Annotated in this window: 21 protein-coding genes and 1 pseudogene; 10 read left to right on the forward strand and 12 right to left on the reverse strand. The window is 74.5% G+C overall.

The genetic code is table 11. From position 1 onward, the window contains the following. Nucleotides 1-20 precede the first annotated feature (20 nt). A complete protein-coding gene (locus ACFVUY_RS22260; protein WP_387732361.1) occupies nt 21-314 on the forward strand; it encodes a putative quinol monooxygenase in 294 nt (97 codons plus the stop codon). 33 nt (nt 315-347) lie between these two features. On the opposite strand, the gene ACFVUY_RS22265 is transcribed toward ACFVUY_RS22260, so the two are convergent. Both ACFVUY_RS22265 and ACFVUY_RS22270 read right to left on the reverse strand, forming a co-directional pair. Next, nucleotides 348-956, reverse strand: coding sequence for an ester cyclase (locus ACFVUY_RS22265; RefSeq protein WP_387732364.1), 609 nt, complete (start codon nt 954-956; stop codon nt 348-350). A gap of 137 nt (nt 957-1,093) precedes the next feature. Further along, entirely contained in the window at nt 1,094-1,819 is a 726-nt protein-coding gene (locus ACFVUY_RS22270) for an SDR family oxidoreductase (RefSeq protein WP_387732366.1), read from the reverse strand. A 130-nt stretch (nt 1,820-1,949) separates the two neighbouring features. Between ACFVUY_RS22270 and ACFVUY_RS22275 the strand changes: the two genes are divergently transcribed. Next, on the forward strand, nt 1,950-2,891 hold the full coding sequence (locus ACFVUY_RS22275; protein ID WP_387732368.1) for a LysR substrate-binding domain-containing protein: 942 nt from the start codon (nt 1,950-1,952) through the stop codon (nt 2,889-2,891). 70 nt (nt 2,892-2,961) lie between these two features. Here ACFVUY_RS22275 and ACFVUY_RS22280 read toward each other — a convergent pair whose 3' ends face one another. Then, entirely contained in the window at nt 2,962-3,366 is a 405-nt protein-coding gene (locus tag ACFVUY_RS22280) for an ArsR/SmtB family transcription factor (RefSeq protein ID WP_380352967.1), read from the reverse strand. Nucleotides 3,367-3,473: 107 nt separating this feature from the next. On the opposite strand from ACFVUY_RS22280, the gene ACFVUY_RS22285 reads away from it, so the two are divergent. Beyond that, entirely contained in the window at nt 3,474-5,471 is a 1,998-nt protein-coding gene (locus ACFVUY_RS22285) for a heavy metal translocating P-type ATPase (RefSeq protein WP_387732370.1), read from the forward strand. Nucleotides 5,472-5,634: 163 nt separating this feature from the next. Here the strand turns inward: ACFVUY_RS22285 and ACFVUY_RS22290 are convergent, their stop codons facing one another. From ACFVUY_RS22290 to ACFVUY_RS22300, 3 genes are all read right to left on the reverse strand, one after another. Then, nucleotides 5,635-6,840, reverse strand: coding sequence for a cytochrome P450 (locus tag ACFVUY_RS22290; RefSeq protein ID WP_387732372.1), 1,206 nt, complete (start codon nt 6,838-6,840; stop codon nt 5,635-5,637). A 90-nt stretch (nt 6,841-6,930) separates the two neighbouring features. Continuing rightward, on the reverse strand, nt 6,931-7,149 hold the full coding sequence (locus tag ACFVUY_RS22295; protein ID WP_387732374.1) for a ferredoxin: 219 nt from the start codon (nt 7,147-7,149) through the stop codon (nt 6,931-6,933). Nucleotides 7,150-7,366: 217 nt separating this feature from the next. Beyond that, a complete protein-coding gene (locus ACFVUY_RS22300; protein ID WP_387732376.1) occupies nt 7,367-7,777 on the reverse strand; it encodes a hypothetical protein in 411 nt (136 codons plus the stop codon). Between ACFVUY_RS22300 and ACFVUY_RS22305 the strand changes: the two are divergent. Further along, nucleotides 7,698-7,895 (forward strand): annotated as a pseudogene (locus ACFVUY_RS22305) (IS5/IS1182 family transposase); the annotation flags it as partial. The gene ACFVUY_RS22300 and the pseudogene ACFVUY_RS22305 overlap by 80 nt on opposite strands. A gap of 95 nt (nt 7,896-7,990) precedes the next feature. Here ACFVUY_RS22305 and ACFVUY_RS22310 read toward each other — a convergent pair. Beyond that, nucleotides 7,991-8,461 (reverse strand): transposase, encoded by a 471-nt coding sequence (locus ACFVUY_RS22310; RefSeq protein WP_387732581.1) that lies wholly within the window; start codon nt 8,459-8,461, stop codon nt 7,991-7,993. Between the two features lie 243 nt (nt 8,462-8,704). Between ACFVUY_RS22310 and ACFVUY_RS22315 the strand changes: the two genes are divergently transcribed. The 3 genes from ACFVUY_RS22315 (at nt 8,705) to ACFVUY_RS22325 (ending at nt 11,653) form a co-directional block, all read left to right on the forward strand. Next, the gene (locus ACFVUY_RS22315) at nt 8,705-8,980 is read left to right on the forward strand and encodes a hypothetical protein (protein ID WP_387732379.1); all 276 of its coding nucleotides are present in this window, start codon (nt 8,705-8,707) and stop codon (nt 8,978-8,980) included. Nucleotides 8,981-9,014: 34 nt separating this feature from the next. Further along, the gene (locus tag ACFVUY_RS22320; protein ID WP_387732381.1) at nt 9,015-9,827 is read left to right on the forward strand and encodes a hypothetical protein; all 813 of its coding nucleotides are present in this window, start codon (nt 9,015-9,017) and stop codon (nt 9,825-9,827) included. A 917-nt stretch (nt 9,828-10,744) separates the two neighbouring features. Next, nucleotides 10,745-11,653 carry a siderophore-interacting protein gene (locus ACFVUY_RS22325; RefSeq protein ID WP_387690153.1) on the forward strand — a complete coding sequence of 303 codons (909 nt, stop codon included), beginning with the start codon at nt 10,745-10,747 and terminating at the stop codon, nt 11,651-11,653. A 31-nt stretch (nt 11,654-11,684) separates the two neighbouring features. Here the strand turns inward: ACFVUY_RS22325 and ACFVUY_RS22330 are convergent, their stop codons facing one another. The 5 genes from ACFVUY_RS22330 to ACFVUY_RS22350 all read right to left on the reverse strand — a co-directional run bounded on the left by ACFVUY_RS22330 (nt 11,685) and on the right by ACFVUY_RS22350 (nt 20,152). Continuing rightward, entirely contained in the window at nt 11,685-13,244 is a 1,560-nt protein-coding gene (locus tag ACFVUY_RS22330; protein WP_387732383.1) for a hypothetical protein, read from the reverse strand. Between the two features lie 179 nt (nt 13,245-13,423). Next, nucleotides 13,424-14,149, reverse strand: coding sequence for a respiratory nitrate reductase subunit gamma (gene narI, locus ACFVUY_RS22335; protein WP_387732385.1), 726 nt, complete (start codon nt 14,147-14,149; stop codon nt 13,424-13,426). Continuing rightward, on the reverse strand, nt 14,149-14,883 hold the full coding sequence (gene narJ, locus ACFVUY_RS22340; RefSeq protein ID WP_387732387.1) for a nitrate reductase molybdenum cofactor assembly chaperone: 735 nt from the start codon (nt 14,881-14,883) through the stop codon (nt 14,149-14,151). The genes narI and narJ overlap by 1 nt, the downstream gene beginning before the upstream one ends. After that, a complete protein-coding gene (narH, locus tag ACFVUY_RS22345) occupies nt 14,880-16,472 on the reverse strand; it encodes a nitrate reductase subunit beta (RefSeq protein ID WP_387690159.1) in 1,593 nt (530 codons plus the stop codon). Before narH ends, narJ begins: the two co-directional genes overlap by 4 nt. Then, on the reverse strand, nt 16,472-20,152 hold the full coding sequence (locus ACFVUY_RS22350; RefSeq protein WP_387732389.1) for a nitrate reductase subunit alpha: 3,681 nt from the start codon (nt 20,150-20,152) through the stop codon (nt 16,472-16,474). The genes narH and ACFVUY_RS22350 overlap by 1 nt, the downstream gene beginning before the upstream one ends. 136 nt (nt 20,153-20,288) lie before the next feature. On the opposite strand from ACFVUY_RS22350, the gene ACFVUY_RS22355 reads away from it, so the two are divergent. From ACFVUY_RS22355 to ACFVUY_RS22365, 3 genes are all read left to right on the forward strand, one after another. Beyond that, nucleotides 20,289-21,284 carry a tellurite resistance/C4-dicarboxylate transporter family protein gene (locus ACFVUY_RS22355; protein ID WP_387732391.1) on the forward strand — a complete coding sequence of 332 codons (996 nt, stop codon included), beginning with the start codon at nt 20,289-20,291 and terminating at the stop codon, nt 21,282-21,284. 135 nt (nt 21,285-21,419) lie between these two features. Continuing rightward, entirely contained in the window at nt 21,420-23,330 is a 1,911-nt protein-coding gene (locus ACFVUY_RS22360; protein ID WP_387732393.1) for a glycoside hydrolase family 5 protein, read from the forward strand. Nucleotides 23,331-23,839: 509 nt separating this feature from the next. Further along, nucleotides 23,840-26,884, forward strand: a complete 3,045-nt coding sequence (locus ACFVUY_RS22365) for an amino acid adenylation domain-containing protein (RefSeq protein ID WP_387732395.1) — start codon at nt 23,840-23,842, stop codon at nt 26,882-26,884. Nucleotides 26,885-26,928: the final 44 nt, after the last annotated feature.

Here is a 26,928-nt window from a genome sequence, read left to right on the forward strand (position 1 = left end):
CGACGGAGAGCGGACGTGCGATGACCATGGTGGTGGCGATCCTGCAGGCCAGGACCGGACGGGAGGAGGCCCTCGCGGCAGCCCTGCGCGAGGTCGCGGAGCGCACCCGGGAGGAGCCGGGGGCGCTCGCCTACGCGGTGGGCCGCCAGGAGGGCGGCCGGTTCGTGGTCACGGAGCGGTACGCCGACCGCCCGGCGCGCGAGGCCCACTTCGCCTCCTCCTACGTGACCGACCTGCTGGCGCGCTTCCCGGAACTCCTGGCGGACGAGCCGCAGGTCGAGTTCACCGACGTGGTGACGGCCTTCGCCCGGTGACCACCCGCAGGCCCGCGTGCGCCCGGCACGGCCTCAGGCCCGGATGCCCAGCTGGGCCAGCAGGGTCGCGTTGTCCTCGATGTGCCAGTCCTCGGTGATCCGGTCGGCCCCGACGTGCTGGATGTCGATGGCGTTGAACTCGATGTTCTGGCCCTGCCCCCGCACGCCGTCGAAGGTACCGGTGAAGTGGCCGCGGAAGACCAGTCGGGCGGTGATCCTGTCGCCGCTGATCAGGACGTCGGACAGCTCGCAGGTCAGGTCCGGCACCGCGGCGCGGAAGTTCTTCGAGGCGAAGGTCGGTCCGGCGGGGCCCTGCGGGCGGCCCGGCGGCAGCGTGTTGTCCCGGAACCGCGGGCTGATCGCCGCGTCCAGGTACCGCTGCTGCCCGGTGTTCCAGAACGTGTACAGCTGCTGTGCCAGGTGGACCTCCTGGGCGGCGCGCCGGGCGCCGATCGAGCGGTCCGCGGTGAGCGCCTTCGGCTGGACGAGGCCGGGCGAACGGTCGATCAGGCGCTGCGGCCAGTCGCGTGCGGAGTCGTGGTGGCCGCTGTCGTGGACGGGGGCGGCCGCGGCGGTGCCGCCCGCCAGGCCGGCCGCCGCCGCGAGGACGGCGGCGGTACGGATCAGGGTGCGCGAGCGCATGGGAACAGCTCCTCGGTTCGGGGGCACGCCGGCGGATCGGGGCGTGCGGGGGTGGTCGGCCGGTCGGAAGCTCCGGCCGGCCGGGGCGGGGGAACCATGCCGCCGGAGGCGGACCGGCGGACCGGCGGGTCAGGCGGTCAGGCGAGCCGGCCGCCGCCGTCGACGTGCAGCACCGTGCCGGTGACGTACGGGTTGTCGATGGCGTAGCGAACGGCCTTGACCAGGTCCTCCGGGGTGCCGACGCGCCGGGCCGGGTTGCGCTCGGCGACCCCGCGCAGGAACGCGTCCTTGTCGGCACCCAGGCCGTCCCAGGAGCCGGTGTCGACGATGCCGGGGGAGACGGCGTTGACCCGGACCGGCGCGATCTCCACCGCCAGCGCCTGCACCAGGAAGGCCAGCGCGCCGTTGGTGGTGGCCATCACCGTGCGCGCGGGCGCCGGGCGCCACGCGGCCACACCGGAGAAGAAGGTGAACGAGCCGCGCTCGGAGACCTGCCCGACCAGGTGCTTGGCCAGCAGCAGCGGGCCGATCACCTTCGCCGCGAACGCCCGCTGCACGTCGGCCGCTTCGAGCTCCCGCAGCGGGCCGTTGGCGGGCATCGCGGCGGTCGAGACCAGGTGGTCGAAGCGGCCGGCCCGGGCGGCGAAGGCGGCGATCGACGCCTCGTCGGCGATGTCCAGGGCGATCACCTCGGACGGTCCGGACAGCTCGCCGGCCGTCCACTCGAGCTTGCGAGGGTCAGGGCCGGCCAGCACCAGGGCGGCGCCGGCCGCCGAGGCGGACTTGGCGACGGCCTGCCCGGTGCGTGAACCCGCACCGACCACGACGAGCCGCTGACCCCGGAGGGAGGTGGTGTCGGACATGGTGGAACTCCTTCGGACGATCGGGGAACCGGCCGCCCGCTGCTTCCCGCGGCGGCCGCACCTCGACCCTCTCCCGACCAGCGCTGATGAGTCCAAGGCTTGTTTTCTACCCCGGCGATAAAATCTGTTCATGGCAACGCCGACGCTCAGACAGCTCGAATACCTGGCCACCGTGGTCGACACCGGATCGTTCACCCGTGCGGCCGAACAGCTGCACGTCACCCAGCCCGCGCTGTCCCACCAGATCCGTGCCCTGGAGGGCGCCCTCGGCGGCCCGCTGCTGGAGCGCCTGCCGCGCTCGGTGCGGCTCACCCCGATGGGCCGGGCGGTCCTGCCGCACGCCCGCGCCGCGCTCGCCGAGGCCGAACGGCTGCAGGCGGCGGCCCGCCGTTCGGCCGGCCTGGAGGAGGGCGAACTGGAGGTCGCCGTCGTCTACTCCGTCAGCCTCGGCATCCTGCCGCCCGTGCTGCGGGAGTGGCGCCGCCGCCACCCCGGTGTGCGGATCCGGCTGCGCGAGTACCCGCACACCGACGCGCTCCGGGAGGCCATGGCGGCGGGCCGCGCCGACCTCGCCATCGGCCCGGCGCCGAGCGGCTGGGAGGGGCCGATCCGGGAGCTCGGCGTCGAGGAGTTCACCGTCGTCCTGCCCGCCGACGACCCGCTGGCCGACCGTCCGGCCGGCACCGTCGCCCTCGCCGAACTCGCCGACCGCGACTGGGTCCACTACGCCCCCGACAACGGCCTCGCCGACCTGCTCGACCAGGTCTGCGCCCGGGCGGGCTTCCACCCCCGGGCGGCGATCCGCGCCGAACAGACCTCGGCCGCCCCGCTGCTGGCCGCGGCCGGGCTCGGCCCCGCCCTGGTGCCCGCCAACATCGTCCCGGCCCACTTCGAGGGCGCCCTGCTGCGCCCGGACCCCCCGATCCTGCGCACCCTCACCGCCTACACCCGCACCCGCCCCGATCCGCTCACCGTGGCGTTCGCCGACCTGCTGGCCCGTCAGGCCCGGCTCGGCCCCGTGGTCTCCGGCCGGTCGGCCGGGTCCGGGCCCGGCGGCGGAACGCGCGCCTGAGGTCCGACGGGACACTCGTGCGAGGCCCCGAGGACACCGTGCCTGAGGTCCGATCGGGCGCCGTGGCGCGTCAGCGCGCGGCGCCGCCGACCGGCTCGTGCTCGTCGTCCGCGTCCTGCGGGTCGACGGCGTCGCTGAGGCCCAGCCGCAGGTGCTCGATGTGGTAGACGGCCTGGTCGAGCAGTGCGGCGACGTGGTTGTCGTAGAGCGCGTAGACGACCTGCCGGCCGTTGCGGCGGCCGATGACCAGGCCGAGGTTGCGCAGCAGGCGCAGCTGGTGGGAGCAGGCGGACTGCTCCAGGCCGACCTCGGCGGCGAGTTCGGTGGCCGCGCAGGGGCCCTCGCGCAGCCGGGAGAGGATCAGCAGCCGGGAGGGTGTGGCGAGGGCTTGCAGGGTGGTGGCCACCCGGGCAGCGCTGGTCGCGTCCAGGCGCGTGTGCGGGACGGCGGTGGCGGGGGTGGCTCCATGACCCATGCGGGCCATCCTACAACTCATAGATGAACGAGCCTTCATATGTTCATGTATCGTGAACGAGTCAACGGCCCCGCCCTGCCCAGGCCTGCCCGAAGGGTCCCCCCGCCATGTCCACCACCACCCTGACCGGGCGTTCCGCGCCCCCGGCCGCGCCACGCCCGGACACCGTGCCCGCACGGCGCACCCGGGTGCTGTCGCTGCCCGAGGCCCGCTGGGCCGCCGCCGCGACCGTGCTCTTCCTGATCGCCCTGCCGCTCCAGCTGACCGGCGCCCCCGCCTGGGCCTGGGGCCCGCTGTACGCGCTCGCGTACGCCACCGGCGGCTGGGAGCCTGCCTGGGCCGGGCTCCAGGCACTGCGGGAGAAGACCCTCGACGTCGACCTGCTGATGATCGTGGCCGCGTTCGGCGCCGCCGCCGTCGGGCAGGTCATGGACGGCGCGCTGCTGATCGTCATCTTCGCCACCTCCGGCGCCCTGGAGGCGCTGGCCACCGCCCGTACCGCCGACTCGGTGCGCGGACTGCTCGACCTCGCCCCGGCCACCGCCACCCGGCTGCTGCCCGACGGCCGCGAGGAGACCGTGCCCACGGAGGAGCTCGCCGTCGGCGACACCGTGCTGGTGCGGCCCGGTGAACGGATCGGCGCCGACGGGCGGGTGCTCGACGGCGCGAGCGAGGTCGACCAGGCCACCATCACCGGCGAGCCGCTGCCCGTCCTCAAGGAGACCGGCGACGAGGTGTTCGCCGGGACCCTCAACGGCACCGGGGCGCTGCGGCTGCGGGTCGAGCGGGACGCCTCGGACACCGTGATCGCCCGGATCGTCCAGCTGGTCGAGGAGGCCTCCGGGACCAAGGCGCCCACCCAGCTGTTCATCGAGAAGGTCGAGCAGCGCTACTCGCTCGGCATGGTGGCCGCCACGCTCGCGGTCTTCGCGGTCCCGCTGGCCTTCGGTGCGGCCTTCACCGGCTCGCTGCTCCGGGCGATGACCTTCATGATCGTCGCCTCCCCGTGCGCGGTGGTGCTGGCCACCATGCCGCCCCTGCTCTCCGCCATCGCCAACGCCGGACGGCACGGCGTCCTGGTCAAGTCCGCCGTCGTGATGGAGCGTCTGGGCCAGGTCGACGCCGTCGCACTGGACAAGACCGGCACCCTCACCGAGGGCACCCCGCGCCTCACCGACCTCCGGCCGCTCACCGGCTCCGGCCTCTCCGAGGAACGGCTGCTGGCGCTGGCGGCCGCGGCCGAGCACCCCAGCGAGCACCCGCTGGCCCGCGCCGTCGTCGACGCCGCCCGCGCCCGCGGCCTGACCCCGGCCGCCGCCGAGGACTTCACCTCCACCCCCGGCGTCGGCGTCACCGCCACCGTCGACGGCCGGGTCCTCGCGGTCGGCGCGCCGGCCCGGCTGATCCTGGGGCGCACCGACGCGGCCTCCGCCGAAGCCGCCGCGCTGGCAGCGGAGTTGGAGGAGGGCGGGCGCACCGCCGTCCTGGTCGAGGCGGACGGCGAACCGGTCGGCGTGCTCGGCCTCGCCGACCGGCTGCGCCCGGATGCCGCCGCCACCGTCGCGTCGCTGCGGGCGCTGACCGGCACCGCGCCGATGCTGCTCACCGGCGACAACCCGCGCGCCGCCGCCCACTTGGCCGCCGAGGTCGGCATCACCGACGTCCGGGCCGGACTGCTGCCGCAGGACAAGGTCGCCGCCGTCCGGGAGCGGGAGGCGGCCGGAGGCAAGGTGCTGGTGGTCGGCGACGGCGTCAACGACGCGCCCGCGCTGGCCGCCGCCCACGCCGGCCTCGCGATGGGCCGGGCCGGCTCCGACCTCGCCCTGGAGACCGCCGACGCGGTGATCGTCCGCGACGAACTCGCCACCGTCCCGGCCGTGGTGGCGCTCTCCCGGCGGGCCCGCTCCTTCGTGGTGCAGAACCTGGTGATCGCCTCGGTGTTCATCACCGTCCTGGTCGTCTGGGACCTGGTCGCCACCCTCCCGCTGCCGCTGGGCGTGCTCGGCCACGAGGGCTCGACCGTCATCGTCGGCCTCAACGGCCTGCGACTGCTGCGCGAGAGCGCCTGGAGCAGGGCCCGGGGACAGCGGGAGGCCCTCGACTGAACGGTTCCGCGCGGAACTTCAACGAGGGGAGGGGTCCGATCGGTCGGACCCCGCCCCTCGCGCGCACGCCGTCACCGCAGCCGCCCTCGTCATCCGGCTCCGCACATGATCGCCCGGACAGCTCCGCCCGGTACTCCGGTGAGAGTTCTCCAATGGGCCCCGCTCACCAGGTCACGGGCAGTGACCGCATCCCGTAGATGAACGACTCGGTACGGAACTCGCGCTCGCCGGCCGGCCGCAGCCCCGGCAGCCGGCGGAACAGCGTCTCCAGGGCGATCTGGAGTTCGGCGCGGGCCAGCGGCTGGCCCAGGCACTGGTGCACGCCGAAGCCGAACGCCAGGTGCCGCCGGGCGTCCCGGTACAGGTCCAGCTCGTCCGTCGCCCGATGGCCGGCGCCGCCGAACGCCGCCTCGTCCCGGTTGGCGGTGGAGAGCATCGCCATCACGCCCTCCCCGGCCCGGACGGTGACGCCGCCCAGCTCGACGTCCTCCAGCGCCACCCGGGGCAGGCCGGTGTGCACGATGGTCAGCAGCCGCAACAGCTCCTCCACCGCGCCCGGCAGGGTGGCCGGGTCGGCCAGGCCGGGGATCTGCTCGGGGTGCTCCAGCAGCAGCGCGGTCGACAGCGCGATCATGTTCGCGGTCGTCTCGTGCCCGGCGATCAGCAGCAGCACGCCCATGGCGGCCGCGTCGTCCGGGGTCAGGTCGTCCCGCGTGGCGAGTCGGCTGAGGACGTCGTCCTCCGGCTCTGCGCGCTTGCGGGCCGTCAGGTCGCGCAGGTAGTCCAGGACCTCCTCCTGGGCCTCCCGGAGCTGCTCCACGGTGCTCTCCCGGTTGAGCATCGTGCGGCTCAGGCTCTGGAAGCGGTCGTGGTCCTCGTACGGCACGCCGAGCAGCAGGCAGATCACCAGCGAGGGCACCGGCAGCGCGAAGTCGGTGACCAGGTCGGCCGTGGTCCGGCCCGCGGTCATCCGGTCCAGTGCCTCGTCCACGATCCGCTGGATCTCCGGGCGCAGCACCTCCACCCGCTTGACCAGGAATTCCCCGGTGAGCATGCGGCGCTGGCGGGCGTGCTCGGGGTCGTCGAGCCGCAGGAAGTCCGGATTGTCGGTGATCAGCTCGCGAGCGCCGGCGACCAGCAGCGGGAAGGCGGGGTGGCGTATGTCGGCACTGAACCGGCGGTCGGACAGCACGGTGCGGACCTCGGCGAGGCCGGTGACCAGCCAGCAGAGGTCGCCGTCGGGCAGCTTGGCCCTGGTCACCGGCCCGGTGGCGGCAGCCTCGGTGTACGCGGGCGGCGGGCCGAACGGGCAGCCGCCGGAGTGCCGGGCCGGCACTGGGAGGACGGGGGTGGTGGGTGCGGTGGTCAAGGCGGGGGTCTCCTCACGTCGCGGGTGTTCTCGTGGGGTTCGGGCCCGGGAAGGTTCCCGGCGGCCTGCGGGGCCGGCGGCGGGGGTCCGTCAGGCCCCGGTCAGCGCGGGCTCGTCCCCGGTGACGGTGATCGCCCGGCCCGGGCAGAGCTCGGAGGCGAGTCTGACGTCGTCGAACTGCTCGGGCAGCAGGACGGTCTGACGGAGCATCACAAGACTGTCCCGGTCGTCCTGGTCGAAGACCGCGGGGGCGTTCGTCACGCACAAGCCGGAGCTGCAGCAACGGTCCCGGTCGACGCTCACCTGCATGTCGGGCACCTTTCGCCAGGGCGGCGCCGGCTGCCCGGCGGCCGCCTCTCGTTGTCACGGTCAAACTAGCCGTCGCCGGTCCGTTTACGGACGGGTACGGTGGCCGGACCGAGAACGGCTGATTCGGCCCCTGTGGGTGAACCCCCATGGCGGCACAATGCGTTCAACCCGCGGTACTTCGCCGGGCGGGTCGGCGGACCCGTCCGCGCGGACGGCCTCACAGGCCTCCGACGGTGGCCAACTCCCGTACGGAGGCCACCGTGTCGGCCTCGGCGGCGCTCCTGTCCCGCCGGTAGCGCACCACCCGGGCGAACCGCAGGGCCGGCCCGGCGGGGTGGCGGGGGCTGCGCCGGAGGCCGTCGAAGGCGACCTCGACGACCGGTTCCGGCCGGACCGGCACCGTCCGGGCGTCCCGCCCGGTCTCCCGGGCGAGCAACTCGGCGCTCTGCCGGGCGAGCGTCCGGTCGGTCGGCCCCTTGAAGGTCTTGCCGAGCATCACCCACGGGCCGAGCCCCGGCTCGCCCGCCGCCCGGGCGGCCGGCGAGGCCCTCGGGCGGTCCCGAGGCGGTCGCACCACCAAGATCCACCTGAGCGCGGAGGGCCGCTGCCGGGCGTTGGCCCTGGCCATTGCGCCGGGACAATGCGCCGACTGCACCCAATTCGAGCCCGTCATGGACAAGATCCGGGTTCCGCGTCTCACGACCGGCCGTCCTCGCACCACGCCTGACAGCGTCAGTGCCGACAAGACACCCCAGGCGGCTACGGGGTCAAGCAGCTGCGGCGAGCCGTGACGGCTTTGGTTGGGTGAACGCGATTGTCTCATCGAACTTCTGGCGGCTGGTCAGGCAGTGGTGGAGCCGGCCGAGCGTGCGGTTGAACAGGTTTCGCAGGGCCGGGTAGTAGCGGTCGCCGGTCTCCCGTCGGCGGTTGTCGTGGTCGTGGTCGTGGGCTCCGGGTGAGGCGGTGAGTGCGGCGAAGGCCCGGTGTCTGCCGGTCGCGGCCGGGCGGCCGAGATCCGGATCAGCTTGCCCTGCTCGTCGGTCAGGGCGAGGAAGTGCAGGCCGTGGCGGCGGTGCTTGCCGGAGTAGTTAGGCCGATTCGCCTTCCCGGTGCGGCGCTGGGTCGGGATCAAGGTGCCGTCGATCAGCACGACCCCTTCGCCCCGCGCGGCTATCCTGCGAAGCGCCCGGTCCAGGCGCGGAGCCTTCGCGGCGAGCAGGTCGATCATCTCGTCGCGCCAGCGCCGCAGGGTCGACTCGGGCACGCTGTTGCCGCCGGCCAGGTCCAGCAGGCGCTGGTCATGCCGCAGCATCGCCGGCACCAGCACCGCTGTCCGGCCCGCAGGCTGCGACCGTAACGGGGATCGGATCGCCTTCAGGCGGGATCGCAGCAGGTCACGGAGTAGACGTTGGTGCTCGTGGACAGGTTCAGGCGGCATTGGTGGACAAGGGAGATGCCCGCGGCGGGCTCGTCGGTATTCGTCGCACAACTCCAACGGCCGCCGGGGGCAACGTGGTTACGGCCGACCCTCCACGGCGCCGCAGGTCACAGGCGCGTGGTGAACTTGCCGTCGGGCAGCTTGCGCAGCGGGCCCGGCGAGCTTGGACAGCTTCCCGCGCGGCGGCTCCAGCTTGCCCCGCACCGCTACCTCCAGCCCGAGTTCCTCGCCGACCTGCTTGACCGCCACCGGCCCGCCCGCGTCGCGCACGATCGCGAGGATGCGCTGGTGGTCCGGTGGCAGCGTGTCATCACCAACTCCGAAGTTGGCGGATCCTCTCTCTGGACGGAACCGGCTGAGCCCGTCAGACTTTCGCCGTCCGGGCGCGGCTGACCGGCCGTCGACCATGACGTGGAGCAATGGGGACATGGAAGTCACGTTCAGGCAGTTCTATGACACGGTCAGGACGGCCATCAGTGGTGACGAGAGGCAGCGAGGCGGCGCCCTGCAACGGCTGTTGACACGCGCGTCCGAGTTCGGGCCGGCGTGGATGGAAGCTCACTTGCACGCCATGCTGGCTGATGTCGAGGCGGCGTACGACGAGAGCAGCGCGCTCAGGCACCTGAGCAAGGCCGTGGACCTCGGCTGGAACGACTGCGTCGCCATGTGGTCCGGCGGTGGGTTCCACCGACTCGCAACCTCGTTCACAGTCCCGACCGCGACGGATATCTCGACCGGGAACAGCCTCCTGGACAGGATTGGTCCTCCGACCGCGATTGCATTCAACCTGCTCTATCGCCGTATCACAGTCTCGCCGGCCGACCTGGAGGAACTCCAGTGGCTCCACAGGGAGACGGATCAGGTCATACAGGAGATGTTCTCGGTCACGGTCGACAACATCGGCCGCGTTGACGGGATGCTGACGGAAATCCCCCAGTGCCCGGTGCCCGGCCGCGCCACTCACAGTGTCGGCGTCCGCGGCGCCCGGGCCTTCCTGGCAGTTGTACAACTGTGGGAGCGGCAACTGATCGGTGCCGAGGACCTTCGCCGCAACACAATGCAGGCCGCGGTCGACCTCATTGGCGGCCCCGATTACTCCTACTGGGATCAACAACGAGACGGATCCCGTGCGGACGACTTGGCTGCCGATCGGCGCCTCGCCGTCGCCCGGCGCAGCTTCCGGCCGTCCCCGAGACTCTCGGCGGTGCCGGAGAAGGCTCCGGCATATCGTCGCCTCTGATTCCGTCCGCGGGTCGGAGCGGCGTGCGCGTGTGGAAGTGATCGGTCAAAGCTTCGAGCAGGCGCCGACGGCGGGTCAACGCGCCGAAGTCGCAGTTGAGGTTTCCATGATCGCTTCTGCCCAGCTCCGGGAGACCTGAGAAGTGCCCTCCTCCTTTCCGGGCAGGTTGGTCACGAAGAATTGCGAGGAATTGGACGAGTTTGAGGTCCAGTTGAAGGACTTGACCCGGCCGCCCTCCCCTTGGAATATGGAGAATCTCACGCATTCCGCCCGAGGCACACCGGCGAGCCTCGCGCAGTCGGGCTTCCAGGACGGCTTCGGCCAGCAGGGCGTCCGCGTCGGAAAGGGCGCTGAGGCCGTCCCAGTCCAGGCGCAGGAGGGGGCGGCCGAGCGCGTGCGCGGTCGCCGCGGCGACGGTCTCGGCTTCCCCGCCGACGTGCCCGGGCCGGTGGCGGACGTGGACGGGGCGGCGATCGGGTGCGCCCAGGATCGCCGCGAGGCGGTCGGCGGTCGCCTGGGCCGGGCCCGGAAGCGGTGGCGGCGTCGGGAGGGGGTTCAGGAACGGGCGCAGCCGACGGGGGAACGCGTCGTGGACGAGGAGGTGGTCGGCGGCCCGGTCGGGAACGCACAGGACTCTGGCTCCAACGCCAGATCCACGAGGTTGAACACCGAGTTCCCTTCGTCCCGGGGCCGGGCGGCGCAGTCCGGCCGGTCCGCAGCACCTGCAGTGTCCGGCCTGGGTGGCGACACGCCCGGCAGGGGACGGGGGAGTCCGCCCGTCCGGCCCGTCCGGCCCATCCGGCCCGTCCGGAACGGAGGTCGGGACCCGGGGACGGTCCGGCCCCGTGCTCGCACGGACCGTCGCGGGGCGGGTGTTGGCGGCAGAAATATTAGGTTAGCCTCACCTAAGCTGCGATGTGCGCCGGGAGAGTACGAACCGGCGCGGCCGCGGCGTCCGCCCGTACCGATGGAAGGAGCCCGCCCTGTCCACCGTCACCGCTCCCGCCCGCTTCGCGCTCTTCCCCCTGCGCGTCGCCCGCACCGCGCGCCTCACGCCGCACCTGGTCCGGATCACGCTCACCGGGGAGAGCCTCACCGGGTTCGTCAACGGCGGCCTCGACCAGCGGATCAAGCTGCTGCTGCCGCTCGCCGGCCAGACCGAGCCGCTGATCCCGCCCGGCGACGGCGACTTCGGCTGGTACCACAGCTGGCGGGAGATGTCCCCGGAGGTGCGCCCGGTGCTGCGGACCTACACCGTCCGCGGCCGGCGCCGCGAGCCCGACGAGATCGACATCGACATCGCCGTGCACGGGGACGCCGGCCCGGGCTCCCGATGGGCCGTCAGGGCCGCCCCGGGCGATCGGGTGGCGGTGTACGGGCCGGCCGTCGAGCGGGCCGGCGGGGTGGAGTTCACCCTGCCCGCCGACCCGGACTGGGTGCTGCTGGCCGGGGACGAGTCGGCGCTGCCGGCCATCGCCGCCATCCTGGAGGAGCTGCCCGGGGACCTTCCCGTCCGGGTCTTCGCCGAGGTGGACGGGCCGGGGGAGGAGGCCTACCTGTCGCCCGGCCGCGCCGGCGTCGAGACCGTCTGGATTTACCGCCGGGACGGCGCGCCGGGCCTGACCGGGGCGGTGCGCGCCGCCGAACTGCCGGGCGGCCGGCCGTACGCCTGGATCGCCGGGGAGGCGGCCGGGGTCCGCGAGCTGCGCCGCCACCTGGTCGGCGAGCGGGGGATGGACCGGCGCGCGGTCTGCTTCATGGGGTACTGGCGGGCCGGGCGCACCGAGGACCAGCGCGGCGAGGACGGCCCGGAGGAGGAGGCGTAGGGCCGGTTCGGCAGGGAGCGGTCCGGAGGCGTCAGCCGGTGGCGCCGCGCCGCCGCTCCTCCGGCAGCGGCACGATCGGGACGACCGGTTCCGGGCCGACCGCGCGGATCCGTCCGACCGCCGTCGGCCACCCCGTCCACGCCACCGGAACCCGTCCGTCGTGCCAGGACAGGGCGAGCGCGGAGCCCGACTCCAGCGACACCTTCCGTCGGCGGAGCGGTTCGAGGCGGTCGGGGCCGGCGAAGGCTCCGGGGGAGAGGCGGAGCCGGTCGAGGCCGTCGATGCCGACCGAGACCAGGTCCCAGCCGTCCCTGCGCCCGCCGCCGTCGGTGGGCGGTACGGCGAACTGGACGGTGGCCCCGGCGGTCGAGCGCTCGTGCTGGTGCTCGTCGAAGTCGACCGACAGCAGCCGCAGGACGGCCGTCCGGGGCAGCTTCGGTGGCGACTCGGGCGGTGGGGTCCAGGGCCCGGGCGGTCGCGGGCCGGAGCGCCGGGTCAGTTCGACGGCCAGCTTCCGGGCCCAGGCGCCGGTCGGGCCGCGGCGGCTGTTCACGTGGAGGATCCCGGCGAACCAGTCGGTCAGCGGCTCCCCGCCGCGTTCCACCCAGCGCAGGATCAGCCGGCGGAACGCCCGTCCGCCCTGCGCGCCGGCGGCGAGCAGTTCCGTTCCGGCGCCTTCGAAGACCCGGCAGAGCGTGAGGATGTGCCGCTGGTCGACCCGTTCCACCCCGCGGGCGCGGGAGATGCCGGCCAGCGCCTGCCGTACCAGCGCGGAGGCCAGCCGGCTGCCCGCGTGGTGGGGGAAGGCGAGGGCGAAGGCAGGGCCGAGCGGCCACTCCTCGGGGCGGCGCTCGCGGTGGTGGCGAGGTGTCACGGCGGCGGCGGCCCGGCCGGGTTCGCTGAGGTGCCAGAAGGCGTCACCGATCCGCAGGACGGCGCGCTCGGCGACCAGCCGGCCGTGCTCGCCGGCCAGCACCTCGACCCGGCCGTTCCCGGTGTGCCAGGCGAGGGCGCCGGTGGGGCCGCTGCCGCTGGTGAAGGAGAGCTCGGAGACGGCTTCGAGTTCGATGCCCAGCCGGGCCCCGGCACGGACGCGTTCGCCGGCGTCGTACCGGCGCGGCAGCTGAACCGTCAGGGCCGCGTCGAGCCGGTCCCGGCGGAACTCCGCTTCGAGGCCGAGGAACCGGCAGTCCGCCGGATCGTACGGGGAGAGGGCGGCTCGGGCGTCCTCGCCGAGGGGCTGGCTCCAGGGCGGCGCGATGTGGCCCCAGGTGTCCCAGGAGGGCAGGGCCGGATCCTCGGGCCGCGGGGGGAGCAGCAGCCCCGCCGTGCCCGGGTCCTCCGCCGCCCAGGTGTGGCGGTCCTCGCCGTGGCCGGCGATCCACCGCAGCGTCCGCCGGGCGAGCAGCTCCCGCCCCGTCCCGGGGCGGGCGGCGAGGGCGGCGACGGCCGGTTCGACATCGCTCCAGAAGCCCGTCTCCCGGGCGATCAGGGCCCGGTCGAAGGTGCGGGCGTCGACGGCGGCGGCGGCGATCCGGGCGAACGTGCGGTCGATCAGCCGGGCCAGGGCGCGCAGTGCTGTTGGCGGCACGATCCCCCCAGTGGTGTCGCCGTACGGGCGTGGGCTCGATGGTACGGAGCCCGCCGGCCGTCCGGAGCCCGTTGGGGGGATTTCGGCCCGCCGGAGCCCACCGGGGCCCGCCGGAGCCCACCGGGGGCACCGGAGCCTGCTGGGCCGGCGGGGCCTGGTGGGCCCGGCCAGGCGCCGGCTCAGGTGTCGATGCCCTCCCAGCCGCGGCGCGGCGCGCGCTCGGCCGGCTGCCCGGCGGGGCGGCTGCGGTAGACCAGGTACGGGCGGAACAGGTAGAACCACGGCGCGCTGAACATGTGCACCAGCCGGGTGTACGGCACGACGGCGATCACCAGCATGCCGAGCACGGCGTGGGCCTGGTAGGTGGTGGGGACGCCGGCCCACAGGCCGGTGTCGGGCCGCAGGGTGAACAGGCTGCGGGCCCAGGGGGCGATGGTGGAGCGGTAGTCGTAGCCCTCGCTCGGGCCGGAGTTGGTGAGTTTGCTGTACAGGCCGAGGCAGATCTCGCCGAAGAGCAGCAGGTACATCGCCTTGTCGTTGCGCGTGGTGCCGCGGAAGACGGGCGTGTTGGTGCGCCGCCGGTAGAGCAGGGTGGCGAGGCCGGCCACCGCCAGGACGCCGGCGGCGGTCCCGCCGATCAGCGAGAGCAGGTGGTAGGCGTGCTCGTCGATGCCGAGGGCGTCCGTCCAGCCCGCGGGGACGAACAGGCCGAGCAGGTGTCCGGCGAGGACGAGGAGGATGCCGTAGTGGAAGGCGGGCGAGGCCAGGTTGAGCAGCCGGGACTCGTACACCTCGCTGGAGCGGGTGGTCCAGCCGAACCGGTCGTAGCGGTGCCGCCAGAGCAGTCCGAGGACGAGGGAGGCGAAGGCGAGGTAGGGCAGCACGCCCCACAGGAAGGCGTCCATCAGCGGTCTCCGGTGATCACGGGGAGCTGGTGCAGGTGTCCGTAGGGCGCGAGCGGTCCGTCCGCCGGCGGCTGCCCGTGCGGCGGTAGGCCGCTCCCGGCGCCGACCTCCTCGCGGGGCGGGCCGGAGCGGGCGAGCGCGAGGGCCTGGGCGCGGTCGGCGGGGCTCGGGCCCGGCAGGGTGGCGCAGACGGCTTCGAGCGGGCCGGCGTAGGGGGTGCCGGCCTCCAGCAGGGCCAGGCGCAGCAGTTCCAGTCCGGGCCGGTGGTCGCGCAGCAGGTCGTCGGTGTGGGTGGCGGCGGCGAACTCCAGGACGACCGGGAGGAAGTCCGGCAGTTCGCCGTCGAGCTGGTCCAGGCCGTGGTGCCGGTAGGTGTCGCGGAACCGGAGCAGGGCGGCGCCGCGCCGCCGGGTGTCGCCGTCGGTCCACCAGCTGAGGTGGAGGCTGTGGCGCTCGGTGAAGTCGAAGACCTCGACGTAGTGCTCGGCCAGGGCGGCCGGGCCGATGCGTTCGGCGTGGTCGAGGAAGCGCAGCAGCCCGTCGGCCCCGGGGAGGGTTCCGGCGAAGACCCCCGGGAGGGCGAGGGCCTCGCGCAGCAGCGGCAGCCGCTCGTACAGCTCGGCGTCCGGGTGGACGAGGCAGAGCGCGGCGGCCTGGCGGACCACGGCGCGGCGGTGGGCGCCGCGGCTGTTCGGGCCTCCCCGGCGGGTGATCCGGAGTCCTCGGCCGGTCATCGGGTGTCCTCCTCGCGGTCGGCGCGCTGGCGGCGGCGCAGCGCGTGGAAGGACTCCAGGGAGACCATCGGCAGGGCCCGGCGGCCGGAGTTCTCCCCGAACGGGCCGCTGCCGCCCGGTGCGTCCTGGTGCTCGACGGCGCATTCGGAGGGGACGGCCGACTCCTCCAGCGCGCGGGCGTCGGCGAGGGCGGCGGTGGGGACGACGTACCGCTCCTCGTACTTGGCGATGGCCAGCAGCCGATACAGCTCCTCGATGTCCGGTGCCGTGAGCCCGACGGCGGCGGGCACGGCCGGGTCGGGTTCCTCGCCGAGGTTGCGGGCACGCAGGTGGGTGCGCATGGCGGCGAGCCGGCCGAGGGCCGTGCGGACGGGCCCGGGGTCACCGGCGGTGAACAGCCCGGCCAGGTACTCGACGGGGATGCGCAGCGCGTCGATGGCGCCGAAGAGGTTGCCGGCGTCCTCGCCGTCGAAGCCGGTCGCGGTGAGCGCCTCGACGACGGGGGAGAGCGGTGGGACGTACCAGACCATCGGCAGGGTGCGGAACTCCGGGTGCAGCGGCAGGGCGACCCGGTGGCGGGCGATCAGGGCGTGCACCGGGGAGCGCCGGGCGGCCTCGATCCAGTCGTGGGTGATGCCGTCGCGTTCGGCGGCGGCCCGCACCGCCGGGTCGGCCGGGTCCAGGAAGACGCCCAACTGGGCCTCGTAGAGGTCCTGTTCGTTCTTCACCGAGGCGGCGGCGGTGACCTTGTCGGCGTCGTACAGCAGGACCCCGAGGTGGCGCAGCCGGCCGACGCAGGTCTCCGAGCAGACGGTGGGCAGGCCGACCTCGATCCGCGGGTAGCAGAAGGTGCACTTCTCGGCCTTGCCGGTGCGGTGGTTGAAGTAGACCTTCTTGTACGGGCAGGCGGTGACGCACTGCCGCCAGCCCCGGCACTGGTCCTGGTCGACCAGGACGATGCCGTCCTCGGCGCGCTTGTACATCGCCCCGGAGGGGCAGGCGGCGACGCAGGAGGGGTTGAGGCAGTGTTCGCAGATCCGTGGGAGGTAGAACATGAAGCTCTCCTCGAAGGCGAACCGGACCTTCTCCTCGGCCTGCCGGCGGACCCGGGCGACCATCGGGTCGGCGTCGGCGTGCTCGGGCAGGCCGCCGAGGTTGTCGTCCCAGTTGGAGCTCCACTCGATCTTCATCGGCTTGGCGGTGAGCATCGAGCGCGGGGTGGCCACCGGGTAGTCGTCGCCGAGCGGGGCGTCGGTGAGCCTGTTGTAGTCGTACGTCCAGGGCTCGTAGTAGTCCTTGATCGTGGGGAGCACCGGGTTGGCGAAGATCCTGGCCAGCCGTTCGACCCGGCCGCCGGAGGTGAGGGTGAGCCGGCCCCGGCGGTTGAGGCTCCAGCCGCCCCGCCACCGCTCCTGGTCCTGCCAGCGGCGCGGGTAGCCCTGGCCGGGCCTGGTCTCGACGTTGTTGAACCAGACGTACTCGACGCCGGCCCGGGTGGTCCAGGTCTGTTTGCAGGTGACCGAACAGGTGTGGCAGCCGATGCACTTGTCGAGGTTCATCACCATCGCGACCTGTGCCATCACACGCATCAGTACTGCACCTCCTGGGAGCGGCGGCGGATCACCGTGACCTCGTCGCGCTGGTTTCCGGTCGGCCCCAGGTAGTTGAAGCCCCAGGACAGCTGGGCGTAGCCGCCGATCAGGTGGCTGGGCTTGAGGAGGATCCGGGTGAGCGAGTTGTGGACGCCGCCGCGCCGGCCCTCCCGCTCCGTCCGGGGCACGTTGACGGTGCGGTCCTGGGCGTGGTGCAGGTAGACGGTGCCGGGCGGCATCCGGTGCGAGACCACGGCGCGGGCGACGACCGTGCCGTTGCGGTTGACCGCCTCGATCCAGTCGTTGTCGGCGACGCCGATGGCGGCGGCGTCGCGGTCGCTCATCCAGATCAGCTGGCCGCCGCGGGAGAGCGCGAGCATGAACCAGTTGTCCTGGTACTCGGAGTGGATGGACCACTTGTTGTGCGGGGTCAGGTAGCGGACCGTCACCTCCCGCTGCCCGTCCGGGCCGAGCCGGGGTTCGCCGAACAGCCGGTGCATGTCCAGCGGCGGACGGTAGACCGGCAGGGCCTCGCCCAGCTCGTGGATCCAGTCGTGGTCGAGGAAGAAGTGCTGGCGGCCGGTCAGGGTGTGCCAGGGCTTGAGGTGCTCGGTGTTGAGCGTGAACGCGGTGTAGCGCCGCCCGCCCGCCTCGCTGCCCGACCACTCCGGCGAGGTGATCACCGGGACGGGCGCGGCCCGGGTGTCCGCGTAGGTGACCCGCTTGCCCTCGTGCTCGGCCGCGAGCCGCGCCATCGGCTGCCCGGTGCGCCGCTCCAGGGTGTGGAAGCCCTGGACGGCGAGGCGGCCGTTGGTGGTGCCGGACAGTGCGAGGATCGCGTCGGCGGCCTTCACGGCGGTGTCCAGCAGCGGGCGGCCGTCCGCCGCCCCGCCCCGGGCGGTGCCGTTGGACGCGGCCAGGGCCGCGATCTCGGCGTCCGGGTGCAGCGCGATGCCCTTGGCGGGCAGGCCGAGCCGTTCGGCGAGCGGCCCGAGGGCGGCCATCTTCGCGGCGACCGCGGTGTAGTCGCGTTCGACCACGGTGAGACCGGGCAGGGTCCGCCCGGGGACGGGTGCGCAGTCGCCGGCCCGCCAGTCCGGGGCGGTGCCGCCGGGCTGGGCGGTCTCGCCGGGGGTGTCGTGCTGGAGCGCGGTGGCGACCAGGTCGCGGCGGGTGCCCAGGTGGGTGACGGCGAGCTCGCTGAACCGCTGCGCGATGGCGTGGAAGGCGTCGAAGTCGGTCCGGGCCTGCCAGGGCGGGTCGATCGCGGGGGCGAAGGCGTGGACGAACGGGTGCATGTCCGTGCTGGACAGGTCGTGCTTCTCGTACCAGGTGGCGGCCGGCAGGGTGACGTCCGACAGCAGGGTGGAGGAGGTCATCCGGAAGTCCAGCGAGAGCAGCAGGTCGAGCTTGCCCTCCGGGGCCTCGTCGCGCCAGCGCACGTCGCGCGGACGGACCGACTCGGGGGCCTCGGCGGCGCGCAGGCCGGAGTGGGTGCCGAGCAGGTGCCGGGAGAAGTACTCGGCGCCCTTCGCGGAGGAGCCGAACAGGTTGGAGCGCCACAGGGTGAGCACCCGCGGCCAGTTCCCGGGGGCGTCCGGGTCCTCGCCGGCGAAGCGCAGCGTCCCGGCCCCGAGCTCCGCCACGGCGGAGGCCACCGGGTCCTCGGCGTCCCCGAGGTCCAGCGGGTTGCGGTCGAAGGTCGGGTAGGAGGGCATCCAGCCGGTGCGGGCGGCCTGGGCCAGGCAGTCGGCGGCGGTCATCCCCCGGAAGGCCCCGGAGCCCAGCGGGGAGGCGAGCACCTCGGCGCGGAAGTGGTCGTAGCGCCACTGGTCGGTGTGGAGGAAGAACCAGCCGGTGCCGATGGCCTGCCGCGCGGGGCGGGCCCAGTCGGCGGCTCCGGCCAGCGTCGCCCAGCCGGTGGACGGGCGGCACTTCTCCTGCCCGACGTAGTGCGCCCAGCCGCCGCCGTTGCGGCCCTGGCAGCCGGTCAGCTGGAGCAGTGCCAGGAAGGAGCGGTAGATCGTCTCGGAGTGGAACCAGTGGTTGGTGCCCGCACCCATCAGGATCACGCAGCGGCCCCGCGACTTCTCCGCCGTGGTGGCGAACTCGCGGGCGATCCGGGCGCAGGCCGAGGCCGGCACCGAGGTGTGCCGCTGCTGCCAGGCGGGGGTGCCGGGCGCCTCGGCGTCCTCGTAGCCGGTGGGCCAGTCACCGGGCAGGCCGGGGCGGCCCACCCCGTACTGGGCGAGCAGAAGGTCGAAGACCGTGGTCACCAGCGGCCCGTCCGCGCCGCCCAGGCGGCGGGCGGGCACGCCCCGGCGCAGCACCTCGCCGCGCCCCTGGCCGTGCTCGCCGCCCTCGGTGTCGAAGCGCGGCAGCAGCACCTCGACGGCCTCGCCCGCGCGTCCGTGCAGGGACAGGGCGGGCCGCAGCGCGCCGAGGTCGAGGTTCCAGCGGCCCTCGCCGGACGGTGTCCAGCGGAAGCCGAGCGATCCGCCCGGGACGGCGGGCTCGGCGGTGGCCTCGTCCAGCAGCACCGTCTTCCAGTCCGCGCCCTCGCCCCCGTCGCCGAGGTCGGCCGCCCGGAGGAACTTGTGCGGCACGTACCCGCCGTCCCGCTCGGCCAGCGTGACCAGGAACGGCAGGTCGGTGTACCGCCGGACGTAGTCGGTGAAGAAGGGCACCTCGCGGTCGACGAAGAACTCCTTGAGCAGGACGTGCCCCATGCCGATCGCCAGCGCGGCGTCGGTGCCCGGGTGGGGGTGCAGCCACTCGTCGGCGAACTTCGCGTTGTCGGCGTAGTCGGGCGCCACCACCACGACCTTCTGACCGCGGTAGCGGGCCTCGGTCATCCAGTGCGCGTCGGGGGTGCGGGTGACCGGCACGTTCGAGCCCCACATCAGCAGGTACGCCGCGTCCCACCAGTCGCCGGACTCGGGCACGTCGGTCTGGTCGCCGAACACCTGCGGGGAGGCCACCGGGAGGTCCGCGTACCAGTCGTAGAACGACAGCATCGGGGCGCCGATCAGCGCGTGGTAGCGGGCGCCCGCCGCGTGGGAGACCATCGACATCGCCGGGATCGGGGAGAAGCCGGCGATCCGGTCCGGCCCGTACGCCTTGATGGTGTGCACCTGGGCGGCGGCGACGATCTCCACCGCCTCGTCCCAAGTGGCCCGCACCAGGCCGCCCTTGCCGCGGGCCCGCTGGTAGCGGCGGCGGCGCCGCGGATCGGCCTGGAGGTCCGCCCAGGCCAGTACCGGGTCCCCGAGCCGGGCCTTCGCCTCGCGGTACAGCTCCAGCAGCACCCCGCGGACGTACGGGTGGCGCACCCGGGTCGGCGAGTAGGTGTACCAGGAGAACGCCGCCCCGCGCGGGCAGCCGCGCGGCTCGTACTCCGGGCGGTCCGGACCCACCGACGGGTAGTCCGTCGCCTGGGTCTCCCAGGTGATGATGCCGTCCTTGACGTACACCTTCCAGCGGCACGACCCGGTGCAGTTCACCCCGTGGGTGGAGTGCACGACCTTGTCGTGGCTCCACCGGTCGCGGTAGAAGGCGTCGCCCTCCCGGCCGCCCTCGACCTCCACCCGGTGCAGGTCGGCGGCGGCCGTGCCCGGGCGGAAGAACCGCCCGGCCCGCAGCAGGAGCTCTCCCGGTTCCGACGTCGACTCAGCCATGACGGACTCCTGACCACTGCTGCCCACGGATCGACCGGGGACCAAGCTATGCGGACGAAGCGGACGAACCATCACAACGGCGGCACCGGCGTGGCGGCTCCGGCCTCCCCGCCCGGAGTTCCGCTCGAATGGGCACATGAACTCTGCGACCAGCCCCCGGAGCGCGCGCCCCGACGCCCGGAACGGGTGGTGGAGCACCGTCCCGCCCGCGGCCGGGGCAGCGGTGATGGCCACCGGGATCGTCTCCGTCGGCCTCCACCTGACCGGGCAGGAGGTGCTCTCGTACGTCCTGCTGGCCCTCGCCGCCGGCCTCTGGGCGCTGCTCGCCACGGCCTTCGCCCTGACCTTCCTGAACGCCCGCGGCGAATGGACCCTCAAGGCAGCCACCCCGCCCGCCCTCACCGCCGTCGCCTCCACCGGCGTCCTCGGCACCCGGATCTCGCTGCTCGGCGAACAGGGCGCCGCCCTCGCGCTGCTCGCCCTCGCCACCCTGGCCTGGCCGTTCCTGCTGGCCTCCGTCGTGCGCCACTGGCGCCGCGGCATGCCGGGAGCCGTCTTCCTGGTCTGCGTCTCCACCCAGTCGCTCGCCGTCCTCGCCGCGACCGTCGCCCCGGCCGGCGGGCCCGACCTGCTGGCGCCCGCCGCGCTCGCCGCCTTCTGCCTCGGCCTCCTGCTCTACCTCGGGGCCCTGGTCCGCTTCGACCTCCGCCAGGTCCTCACCGGGGCCGGCGACCAGTGGGTGATCGCCGGGGCGCTGTCCATCTCGGCCCTCGCCGCCGGCAAGCTCACCGCCCTGCCGGACCGGATGCCGGGCCTCCACGACGCCCTGCGCACCGCCACCTGGGTGCTGCTCGGTCTGGCGCTCGCCGGCTACGCCGTCCTCCTGGCGGCGGAGCTGCGCAACCCGCGCCCGGACTACGACCTCCGCCGCTGGGCCACCGTGTTCCCGCTCGGCATGACCGCCGTCGCCGCCCTGACCGCCGCGACCGCGACGGGGGTGGACTGGCTGCGCCCGCTCGGCCGGGTGCTGCTGTGGATCGCGGCGGGCGCCTGGCTGCTGACGGCGGCCGGCTTCCTCGCCGCCGCGTCGCGGTGGCCCCGGGTGCGCCGCGCCCTGCGGCGCGTTCGCTGACGTTCACCCGGATTTCCCCGCGAGGACGGTACGCGCCCTTCCCGCGCCCGGGGTTCCGTCATATCGTCGTCCCCCGTCGACGGCGCCGGTGCGCCCGGTCACGGCCCGAGCCACCTCATCACAGCGGGGACGATCATGAAGAGTCTTGCGGCGCGCCTGCTCGCCCTGGCCGCGGCCCTGCCGGTGCTCGCCGTCCTGGCGGCGGGCCCCGGGGTCGCGGCGCCGGAAGACGGACCCGAGGCCCGGCCGGCCGCGTCCTGGACCGGACCGCTGAGCACCCGCGGGCGCTACGTGGTGGACGCCAACGGCGAGCGCTTCAAGCTGAAGTCCGCCAACTGGGCCGGCGCGCAGGGCACCTGGCAGGGCAGCGGGAGCGCCGACGATCCGGCGAACAACCAGGCCGGGCAGGTGTCGCACAACATCCCGTTGGGTCTGGACCGGGTGCCGGTGGCCCGGCTGCTGGCCGACTTCCACGGGCTCGGCGTCAACAGCATCCGGCTGCCGTTCGCCAACGCGATGATCCACGACACCGTCCCCGTCCCGGACTCCGCCGTCGCCGCCAACCCCCAGCTGCGCGGCCGGACCCCGCTCCAGGTCTTCGACGCCGTGGTGGCCGCGCTCACCGCCGACGGCTTCGCGGTGATCCTCAACAACCACACCACGAGCTACCGCTTCTGCTGCGGCCTGGACGGCAACGAGCGCTGGAACAGCGGCCAGTCGACCGCGCAGTGGGAGGACGACTGGCTGTTCATGGTGAACCGCTACAAGGCCGACAAGCGGGTGGTCGGCGCCGACCTGCGCAACGAGGTCCGCCGGGACGTCTGGGACGACCCCAACTGGGGCCTGGGCGACGCCCACGACGAGTACGCCGCCTTCGAGGAGGCGGGCAACCGCATCCTCCGGGCCGACCCGGACCTGCTGGTCGTCATGGAGGGCATCAACTGGTACGGCGTCCCCGCCGCGGGGTTCAGCCACGGCCGCCCGATGCTCACCCCGGTGCGCAACCTCTCCAACACGCTGATCGACTCCGGGAAGCTGGTCTACTCCGCGCACTTCTACGCCTACACCGGCCCGGCCAACACCGGTGCGGGCAGCGGTCCGGGATCCACCGCCGACCCGCGCTACCAGGACTTCACCCCCGAGCAGCTCGCCCGGGTGGTGGACGACGAGGCGCTGTTCGTCACCGGGGCCGGGCAGCACTTCACCGCCCCGGTGTGGATCAGCGAGTTCGGCGCGGGCGGCCGGGGCTCGACCGACGCCAAGGAGCAGGCCTGGCTGCACGCGTTCACCGACATCCTGGTCCGCGAGGACACCGACTTCGCCGTCTGGCCGCTGGTCGGCTGGGCCGACACCACCGGCCGCCCGCTGGACAGCTGGGCGCTGATCTCCTACGGCCCCGACGGCAGGCGCACCGGCCTCACCGACCCCGGCGACTGGCGGGCCGCCGACTGGACGAGGCTGATCGACGCCCCGGCGGCGAGCGGCCCGGTGCCCGCGGTGACCCACTGGAACATGCTCGCCCTCGACCACGGCGACCAGGACCTCTCCCGGCGGATGCTCGCCCGCGCGGACTGGAGCCCGGGCAACCGCAAGGGCAACTGCCCGGACGGCCAGCGGCTGACCGCCCTCGCCCGCGGCGACAGCCGGGCGCTGTGCACCGACGCGGGCGAACCGGCCGCCGGCAGCGGCGACTGGACCACCGTCACCGACGAGCGCTACGTCACCGGGGGCGACTGGGCGTCCGGCTACGACAAGCTCCAGTGCCCCGACCGCACCTTCGCGGTCGGCTACGGCGTGCGCGGCAACGGCATGGCCGCCCTGCTGTGCGCACCCGCGGCCGCCCCGCTGCCGCTGAACGGCCGCACCCTCTGGTTCGACCGGGGCGACAACCGGCCCGCCGCCGGCGGCTCGGTGGCGAGCGACTGGGCGCCGGGCCGCTACAAGGGCCAGTGCGCGGACGGCGAGTACCTGGCCGGTGTCGCCTCCACCTGGCAGCGCCTCCAGTACGGGGCCCCGGCCGCCCTGCTCTGCCGCCCGCTCGCCTGATCCGGAGCCCGTCCGGGGCGGGTCCGCGGCGCCCCGCGGACCCGCCGGAGTAGCGCCGGGGTGGCGCCGGGGCGGCGCGCCCCGGGCGGGCGCGGCCGGGCGAGGGCGCGGGGCCGTCGGTGCCCCGTGGTCCGGTCGGCGGGCGGTACGACGATGACGAACGATCAGAAGGCCTGCCGGGACGGCATTCCCGCAGGCTGGACGCGTTCATGACGCCTTTGTCAGCGGGGTGGACGACCCTTGACGGCGGTGGGCATCTCTGCCAACCTCTCGGCAGGTCTGGACCAAGATCGGTCTTTTTCATCGGGGGAGAGGACCGGCTCCGAACCGGTCGTGCGCAGGGGGGATCTGCGGGCCGGGAGGGTCGAGGCCGGAGCGGCCCGTCGGCCGGCCGGGGGCCGGTCGGACGCCACCCGGCGGCCGGGTCGCCAGAGCATCCGCGGCGCCGGCCACGTCGGCGCCCGGCCACGGGGAACGCGCCATTCACCGACTGCCGAATCGAGCCGCACATGCCACACTCCCTCCCCCTGCCCGCCTCGCCCTTCCAGCGGGGCGTCTGGTTCACCGAGCGCCTCGGCCAGGCGCACGGGGTGTTCCACATGCCCGTCCTGCTCTCCTTCGACCGGGTCGACGCCGAGGCCCTCGCCCGGGCCGTGTCGACGGTGACGGCACGTCACCCCGCCCTGTCCCGGGTGTTCGTGGAACGCGACGGCAGCCTCGTGCTGGAGCCCGGCCCCGCCCCGGTCCTCGACGTGGTCGACGCCTCCGAGGAGTGCGCGCGGGGCCGGGAGAAGCGGCTGGCCGAGGAGACGGCACGACCGTTCGACCTCCAGGCGGGCCCCCTGGCCCGGTTCACCCTCTACCGCGGCAGCGGTGAGGCGGCGGAACTGCTGGCCGTCGCGCACCACGCGGTCTTCGACGGGGAGTCGAAGGACGTCCTGGTGGCGGAGCTCGCCGCGGCCTACGCGCAGGCCGTGGGCGAGGCCGCCCCGGCCGCCGACCGGATCCCGTCCGCGCCCCTCTCCCCGCCCGACCCCGACCTCGTCCGCCGGGCCGCCGACTGGTACGGCCCGCGGTGGGCCGCGGCGACGGAGCCCGTCCTCCCGGGACTGCCGCACGCCGTCACGGCCCCGGCGTCCGGCGGGTCCGACGCGTGGCGGATCGACGCGCGGGGCCGGGCGGAGCTGGCCGAGGCCGCCGAGCGCTGCGGCGTCACCGTCTTCGAGTTCCTGCTCGCCGCCCTGCACGCCCTGCTGCTGCGCTACGGCGGCGAGGCCGTCCCGGTCGCCGTACCGCTGTCCGTCCGGACCCCCGAACAGGCCGGGGAGATCGGGCTGTTCGTCAACGAGCTGCCGGTGCACGCACCGGCCGGGGTGACCGCCCGGACGTCCTTCGCCGCCTTCGCCCGGGCCGTGCGGGCCGAGGTCCGTGGCGGGTACCCGTTCCGCCCGGTGCCCTTCGGCGCGGCGGTCGGCGGCCTCACGCCGCGCGCCGGACTGGCCCCCGTGTCGTTCGGCTACCGGCGCGGCGCGGCCGCGGACCCGGTGTTCCCGGGAAGCACCGTCCGGGTGGACCGCGCGGTGTTCAACGGCGCCGCCCGCAACACCCTGCACCTCCAGGCGGTCGACACCGCCGACGCGATCGCGTTCTCGCTCCAGTACGCTCCGGCGGTCCTGTCGCCGGACGCCGTGGACCGGATCGCCGGGCACTGGACGGCCCTGCTGGAGGCCGCGACGGCCGCGCCCGACACCGCGCTGAGCGCCCTGCCGCTGCTGGGCGAGTGCGAGCGGCACCTGGTGACCGAGGAATGGAACGCCACCGCCCGGGCCTACCCGCGCGAGCGCACGGCGCTGGACCTGGTGCGGGAGCGGGCCGCCGAGACGCCGGACGCCGTCGCCGTCGGCGCGGGCACCGAGCGGCTGACCTACCGCGCGCTGGTGGAGCGGATCGACGAACTGGCCACCGTCCTGGCCGGGGCCGGGGTCCGCCGCGGTGACGTCGTCGCCCTGCACCTGGAGCGCTCCGCCGACCTGCCCGCCGTCCTGCTCGCGGTGCACGCCGCCGGCGCCGCCTACCTGCCGCTCGACCCCGGCCACCCCGCTGAGCGGCTCGCGTTCCTGCTCGCCGACTCGGGCGCCGCCCTGCTGGTCGCCGACCGGGAGCCCGCCGCCGACGTGGTGGCGGCGGCACCGGCCGTCCTGCGCCTCGGCGGCGGCCGCACGGAACCGACGGCCCCGGGGGCGGAGCCGGCCCCGCCCGGCGACCTCGCCTACGTGCTGTACACCTCCGGCTCGACCGGGCGGCCCAAGGGCGTGGAGATCGGGCACCGGGCCCTGGTGAACCTCCTGACCTCCTTCGCGGAGCGGCTGGGCTCGGGACCGCAGGACGTCTGGCTCGGCCTGACCTCGCTCTCCTTCGACATATCCGGGCTGGAGATCCTGCTGCCGCTGGTCACCGGCGGCCGGCTGGTCCTCGCGCCGGACGGCGCCGCCCTGGACGCGCCGGGCACCGTCGGGCTGATCCGGCGGGAGGGCGTGACCCATCTGCAGGCGACCCCCTCGGGCTGGCGCGTGCTGCTCAGCGCCGGGCCGCTGCCGGCCGGGCTGACCGGGATCGTGGGCGGGGAGGCGCTGCCGCTCCCGCTGGCCCGCGAGCTCCGGGGCTCCCTCGGCCGGCTGATCAACGGGTACGGCCCGACCGAGGCGACGATCTACGCCACCTGCGCCGACGTCCCCGCGGAGCCGGACGCCGTGGTGATCGGCCGGCCGGTCGCCAACACCAGGGCGTACGTCCTGGACGCCGACGGCCTCCCGGTGCCGATCGGGATCCCCGGAGAGCTCCACCTGGGCGGCGACGGCCTCGCGGACGGCTACCGGGGGCGGCCCGAACTGACGGCGGAACGTTTCGTCGGTGACCCGTTCGCCGACGGCCGGATGTACCGCACCGGCGACCTCGTGGCGTGGACGCGGGACGGCGAACTGGAGTTCCACGGCCGGATCGACGACCAGGTGAAGATCCGCGGCCACCGGATCGAACTCGGCGAGATCGAGGCCGCGCTGCTCGACCACCCGGCCGTCGCCGCGGCGGCCGTCGCCGTCCGCGAGCAGGCCGAGGGGGAGCCCGCCCTCGTCGGCTACCGGGTGCCCGCTCCCGACAGCGCACCGCTGCCCGACGCGGACCTGCGGGACCACCTGCTGCGCACCCTGCCCGCGATCATGGTGCCCCGGCAGTTCGTCACCCTCGACCGCCTGCCGCTCACCCCGAGCGGCAAGCTCGACCGGCGCGCCCTGCCCGACCCGCCGCGCGCGCGGGCCGCGGGAGCGGCGGAGGCCGACGACGTCACGGCGGGTGTCCTGGCGATCTGGGAGGAGGTCCTGGGCGTCTCCGGCCTCGGCCCCGAGGACGACCTCTTCGACCACGGCGGACACTCGCTGACGATCATCCAGATCACCGCCCGGATCCGCGCCGCCTACGGGGTCGAGCTCGCCTTCGACCTGATCTTCGACGCCTCCACCCCGGCCGCCCTGGCCGCCGTCGTGCGAGAGCGGCGTTGACCGCCGCCGACCGCCCCTGCGCGTCCTCCCCGCTCCACGCCCGA

This window comes from Kitasatospora sp. NPDC058063, assembly GCF_042885395.1.
In the GTDB taxonomy this organism is placed as follows: domain Bacteria; phylum Actinomycetota; class Actinomycetes; order Streptomycetales; family Streptomycetaceae; genus Kitasatospora; species Kitasatospora lactacystinica.

Bases quoted from the DNA above. Each gene is read 5' to 3' on its own strand.
- ACFVUY_RS22260 (WP_387732361.1), top strand. From the start codon at position 21: ATGACCATGGTGGTGGCGATCCTGCAGGCCAGGACCGGACGGGAGGAG.
- ACFVUY_RS22265 (WP_387732364.1), bottom strand. From the start codon at position 956: ATGCGCTCGCGCACCCTGATCCGTACCGCCGCCGTCCTCGCGGCGGCG.
- ACFVUY_RS22270 (WP_387732366.1), bottom strand. From the start codon at position 1,819: ATGTCCGACACCACCTCCCTCCGGGGTCAGCGGCTCGTCGTGGTCGGT.
- ACFVUY_RS22275 (WP_387732368.1), top strand. From the start codon at position 1,950: ATGGCAACGCCGACGCTCAGACAGCTCGAATACCTGGCCACCGTGGTC.
- ACFVUY_RS22280 (WP_380352967.1), bottom strand. From the start codon at position 3,366: ATGGGTCATGGAGCCACCCCCGCCACCGCCGTCCCGCACACGCGCCTG.
- ACFVUY_RS22285 (WP_387732370.1), top strand. From the start codon at position 3,474: ATGTCCACCACCACCCTGACCGGGCGTTCCGCGCCCCCGGCCGCGCCA.
- ACFVUY_RS22295 (WP_387732374.1), bottom strand. From the start codon at position 7,149: ATGCAGGTGAGCGTCGACCGGGACCGTTGCTGCAGCTCCGGCTTGTGC.
- ACFVUY_RS22300 (WP_387732376.1), bottom strand. From the start codon at position 7,777: ATGGCCAGGGCCAACGCCCGGCAGCGGCCCTCCGCGCTCAGGTGGATC.
- ACFVUY_RS22310 (WP_387732581.1), bottom strand. From the start codon at position 8,461: ATGCTGCGGCATGACCAGCGCCTGCTGGACCTGGCCGGCGGCAACAGC.
- ACFVUY_RS22320 (WP_387732381.1), top strand. From the start codon at position 9,015: ATGGAAGTCACGTTCAGGCAGTTCTATGACACGGTCAGGACGGCCATC.
- narI (WP_387732385.1), bottom strand. From the start codon at position 14,149: ATGGACGCCTTCCTGTGGGGCGTGCTGCCCTACCTCGCCTTCGCCTCC.
- narJ (WP_387732387.1), bottom strand. From the start codon at position 14,883: ATGACCGGCCGAGGACTCCGGATCACCCGCCGGGGAGGCCCGAACAGC.
- narH (WP_387690159.1), bottom strand. From the start codon at position 16,472: ATGCGTGTGATGGCACAGGTCGCGATGGTGATGAACCTCGACAAGTGC.
- ACFVUY_RS22350 (WP_387732389.1), bottom strand. From the start codon at position 20,152: ATGGCTGAGTCGACGTCGGAACCGGGAGAGCTCCTGCTGCGGGCCGGG.
- ACFVUY_RS22355 (WP_387732391.1), top strand. From the start codon at position 20,289: ATGAACTCTGCGACCAGCCCCCGGAGCGCGCGCCCCGACGCCCGGAAC.
- ACFVUY_RS22360 (WP_387732393.1), top strand. From the start codon at position 21,420: ATGAAGAGTCTTGCGGCGCGCCTGCTCGCCCTGGCCGCGGCCCTGCCG.
- ACFVUY_RS22365 (WP_387732395.1), top strand. From the start codon at position 23,840: ATGCCACACTCCCTCCCCCTGCCCGCCTCGCCCTTCCAGCGGGGCGTC.